This window comes from Endozoicomonas sp. SESOKO2, from assembly GCF_024606245.1.
Taxonomy (GTDB): domain Bacteria; phylum Pseudomonadota; class Gammaproteobacteria; order Pseudomonadales; family Endozoicomonadaceae; genus Endozoicomonas_A.
The window spans coordinates 1-4,764 of the sequence record NZ_JAHHPQ010000657.1 but is presented as its reverse complement, the minus strand read 5'-3'; the positions used below and the strand labels follow the sequence as shown (position 1 = coordinate 4,764).

The 4,764-nt window shown below is 50.9% G+C and carries 3 protein-coding genes; 2 read left to right on the top strand and 1 reads right to left on the bottom strand.

What is annotated here, in order from left to right:
• The first annotated feature begins 197 nt into the window (after positions 1-197).
• Entirely contained in the window at positions 198-1,481 is a 1,284-nt protein-coding gene (gene serS, locus KDK17_RS16225) for a serine--tRNA ligase (RefSeq protein ID WP_257254998.1), read from the top strand.
• Between the two features lie 34 nt (positions 1,482-1,515).
• Here serS and KDK17_RS16220 read toward each other — a convergent pair whose 3' ends face one another.
• Entirely contained in the window at positions 1,516-2,907 is a 1,392-nt protein-coding gene (locus KDK17_RS16220; RefSeq protein WP_257254997.1) for an MATE family efflux transporter, read from the bottom strand.
• A 347-nt stretch (positions 2,908-3,254) separates the two neighbouring features.
• On the opposite strand from KDK17_RS16220, the gene cysG reads away from it, so the two are divergent.
• Complete coding sequence (cysG, locus tag KDK17_RS16215; RefSeq protein ID WP_257254999.1) at positions 3,255-4,643, top strand: siroheme synthase CysG; 1,389 nt, start codon at positions 3,255-3,257, stop codon at positions 4,641-4,643.
• The last annotated feature ends 121 nt before the right edge of the window (positions 4,644-4,764 follow it).

Below are 4,764 nucleotides of genomic sequence, written 5' to 3'. Positions count from 1 at the left end.
TAGCGAGGACGGCAGAAAATTGAGGATAAAAATTCGGTTTTGTGAGGAGAATAGCAAGCTATTTGACGAACAAAAGTGGATTTTTAGACCAATTTGCTGTCGCCGCAGCTATTCTCGGTCAGGCTCCTCAGGATCTCTGCACCCGTCCTGGTTCAGGACCCTTGGAATTGTTCAAGACATAAGGTTACGGAATTCACATGCTGGATCCCAAATACGTTCGCAGCAACCTCAATGAAGTGGCTGCCTTGCTTCGTAAAAAGCATTTCGAGCTGGATGTAGAACGACTGAACGCTCTGGAAGAGCGTCGCAAGTCCCTGCAGATTCACACCGAACAGCTTCAGAGCGAACGTAAGTCCGGGTCGAAGGAGTTCGGCAAGATTAAATCCCGGGGCGGTGATATCTCCGAACTCAAAGCGCGTATGGACCAGCTTTCTGTCGAGGTGAGAGAATCTGAACAAGAACTGTCAGCTTTGCAGGCAGAACTGAATGACTTGTTGCTGGGGATTCCCAACCTGCCCCATGAGTCGGTACCGGAAGGTGCTGATGAAGAAGACAATGTCGAAGTGCGTCGTTGGGGTACCCCGACGGATTTCCAGTTTGAGATCAAGGATCACGTGGATCTGGGTGAGCCTCTGGGTCTGGATTTTGAAACCGGCACCAAACTCTCTGGCGCACGCTTTACACTGATGCGTGGTGGCATTGCCCGACTGCATCGTGCCCTGGCTCAGTTTATGCTGGATGTGCAGGTTGAAGAACACGGCTATGAAGAGGTGAATACCCCGGCCCTGGTGCATGACACCGCTCTGCTGGGTACTGGTCAGCTGCCAAAATTCAGTGATGATCTGTTCAAAACGGAATGTGCTGAAGCTGAGAAACCCTTCTACCTGATTCCAACGTCTGAAGTGACCTTGACCAACGTAGTGCGTGAAAGCATTCTGGATACAGCTGAACTGCCACTGAAACTGACGGCTCATTCCTGCTGCTTCCGCAGCGAAGCAGGTAGCCATGGTCGTGATACCCGTGGTCTGATTCGCCAGCATCAGTTTGAAAAAGTGGAAATGGTTCAGGTGGTGCATCCGGAGAAGTCTTTTGAGGCACTGGAAGAGATGACCGGTCACGCTGAGGCTATTCTCCGGAAGCTGGGTCTGCCTTATCGTGTTGTCGCGCTCTGCGGTGGTGATCTTGGCTTTGGTGCTACCAAAACTTATGATCTGGAAGTGTGGCTGCCAGGTCAGGGCAAGTACCGTGAAATTTCTTCTGTCAGTAACTGTCTGGACTTCCAGGCTCGCCGTATGCTGGCCCGTTTCCGTAATCCGGAAACCGGCAAGCCGGAATTGCTGCATACCCTGAATGGTTCAGGTCTTGCGGTAGGCAGAACGCTGGTGGCTGTTCTGGAAAATTATCAGAATGAAGATGGTTCCATTAGAATTCCCCAAGTGCTTCAGCCTTACATGGGCGCGGTCACCGTTCTGGCCCGGTAATTCTCTTTGGGAACTGGCTTGGTTCAGAGCACCTTCAGGTGCTCTGGGTCGCGGGCTCCGAAACCAGGTTTTTCAACCAGCGTCTTGAGAATACCCGCAGGAGCACCATCAGGGCCTTGGACAGCTCTTCAAACAGACTGAAAATAAACACCAGATACAAGGGCAGTCCCCAGTATGCGGCGAGCCAGGCCATGGGGATACCAATCCCCCACATGGCAAAGGTGCTGATGATAGCGGTGGCTCTGACATCTCCCCCACTTCTCAGCAGGCCGATAATCCCCATCAGGTTGATTACCCGGATACACAAGCCAACACTGGCTACGATCATAGCCTCCTGGGCCATGGTCATGGTGGAGCCTTCAAACTTTCCGAACAGGGTCACCACATCCGTCCGGAAAACGATCAACAGAGTACCAATAACCAGCGCAATAAAGGGTGACATGATTAGCATGATCCAGCCTTGTCGCCAGGCTTTCTCAAAATGCCGGGCTCCCAATTCCTGACCCAGAATGATTGAGCCCCCCACACCGAATCCGATAAACAGTGAAATCAGGATGGCCTCAATGGAGGAGATGGCTGACATGATAGCTAATTCATTCACCCCAATACTGGCGTAGATGATGCTGTATATGATAAGGCCAAAAGCCCAGGAGCCATCCTGAAGTGCTATGGGAACACTGACTTTGAAATAGCGAACCAGTTCCGTCTTTTTCATACCCAGTTCAGCATCCCGTTTTTCGGGAATAAGATGGCTTCTGAATTGTTTGATGTACCTGAGTAGAAGGGCGGTCTGGAGAAATCTGGACAAGGTCGTCCCCCAGGCTGATCCGGCAACGCCCAGTTCCGGAAATCCAAAGTGGCCAAAAATCAGCACGTAGTTCAGGAAGACATTCACCAGAATGGCATAAAAGCCAATTCGGGTAGGTGTTCTGGCATCGCCAGACGCTCTCATTGCGGCTTCCAGAGGTACGACAATCGCCGTGCAGATAATGGAAGGAGCGGTAATCAGCAGGTATTCAATGGCCAGCCGGGTCAATTCCGGGTCTCCGGTTGAAAGGCCAATCACCACATCAGGCAACAGTATGTAGAAAGCTACGAAAGGTATCGTGACGAATACCGAGGTTAGTAGCGACTGTACCAGAGTTCTTCGCAAGCCCGCAGTATCGCCCGAGCCTATAAACTGGGAGGCCAGAATACTCATACCGCTACCCAGAGAGGCAGTCAGAATCAGGTTAAAGAAAAAGATTCGGTTACCCAGACCCACCGCTGCAACGGCCGTTTCACCCAGCTGGCCGACCATCAAAATATCGATGAGCCCGAGCACGGAAAACATCATGGATTGCAGGGAAACAGGCAGAGCGAGGTGCCAGAGTTTACGGAAAAACTCCCTGTCCGCACTAACACTCACTGAAGCGGATTTATTCATGCGGTTCCTGATAAAGAGGGTATGAGACTGTTCGGGATTCAGTCTTGAGTTATTCGGCGTAGATTATACGAACTAAAGTACTGCTCATCTGCCAGGGAATACCGAAACTACAGGGGGCATTGAGCTTTAAGGCTTTTAGAGTGCAGAGTGCTGAAAGAGCATAAGAGCATGTTAGAACTGTTCTGCTTTCTGGATGGAATAAGCATCAAATTTATTCTTATCAGAGCGAAAGTATTCACTGGTATAATAACGCCGGACAATGAGAGAGGAATGGGTTCAGGTTCGGTTGAGCCGCTCAGGAACCGTTTCCCGTGAACAATAATGATAACTGTAAGAGAGTCGTCCGAGTGGATTATTTGCCATTATTCCTCGAAGTTCGTGATCGTCCCTGTCTGTTGGTTGGGGGAGGGGACATCGCGTTGCGTAAAGCCAGGCTGCTGTCTGATGCGGGGGCAATGATTCAACTGGTAGCTCCCGAGATTCACCCGGACTTGATGACTTTGATCAATGCCGGAGATCATCACGTTCGGCAGAAAGTCTTTGAACCTTCTGATCTGGACGGCGTTTGTCTTGTTATTGCTGCCACTGATGAGCCTCAAGTGAACTCAGAAGTCGCCCGGCAGGCCAAGCTGCAAAACCTGTTCGTCAACGTAGTCGATGACGCCCAATCCGGTAATGCCGTGATGCCTTCTATTGTTGATCGCTCTCCTGTTATGGTGGCTTTCTCAACGGGAGGCAAAGCACCTGTCCTGGCCCGTATGTTGCGGCAGCAGTTGGAAGCCATTTTGCCGGCTGGCTATGGTCGGCTGGCTGAAATGGCCGGCCAGTTTCGTTCAAAGGTCTCTCAGAAGTTCAGCCGTATCAATGATCGCAGGTATTTCTGGGAGCGTGTGTTGACCGGGAATGCTGCTGAAAAAGCCATTTCCGGTGATGTAGAAGCAGCCCGATGTTTAATGGAAGAAGCACTGGCCTGCTCTGAGCCGGTGACGACAGGAGAAGTCTATCTCGTCGGTGGTGGGCCGGGTGACCCGGACTTGCTGACCTTCAAAGCACTGAGATTGATGCAGCAGGCTGATGTCGTGTTGCATGACCGACTGGTTTCGGAACAAGTGTTGTCACTTTGTCGCCGGGATGCGGATTACATTTATGTGGGCAAGAAGCGTGACCGGCACACCCGCCCTCAGGAAGAAATTAACCAGTTACTGGTCGATCTGGCCAAAGAAGGTAAGCGGGTGTTGCGTCTGAAAGGGGGAGATCCGTTTATTTTTGGTCGGGGAGGTGAAGAGATTGACACCCTGGCTGAAGAGAATATTCCTTTTCAGGTGGTGCCGGGTATTACCGCTGCATCCGGTTGTGCCAGTTATGCCGGCATTCCTCTGACCCACCGGGATCATGCTCAGTCTGTACGCTTTGTAACCGGTCATCTTAAAGACGACAGCTATGACCTGAACTGGCACGAAATGGCTGACCCTTCCCAGACTCTGGTGTTTTACATGGGGCTGATGGGGTTGCCAAGAATCTGTGAAGAGTTGCATAAACACGGGCGTAGTCCAGACACACCCATTGCTCTGATTGAGAAGGGAACCACTCAGAAACAAAGGGTATTCACCGGGTCTCTGGAGACCATCAGCAGTATTGTTGAAGGGAACGCTGTAACGGCTCCTACCCTGATAATTGTTGGTGATGTGGTACAGCTCCACGACAAGTTGAAATGGTTTAATCCAGAAACTAATTAAACTGCTTACTTGCAGCCTGTCGGACTTAAGGCTGTCCTACTGCGGTTGCAATAAATTGGTCTAAAAATTCCTGCTTCTTCGTCAAATAGCTCGCTATTCTCCTCAGAAGCAGAAATTTTTA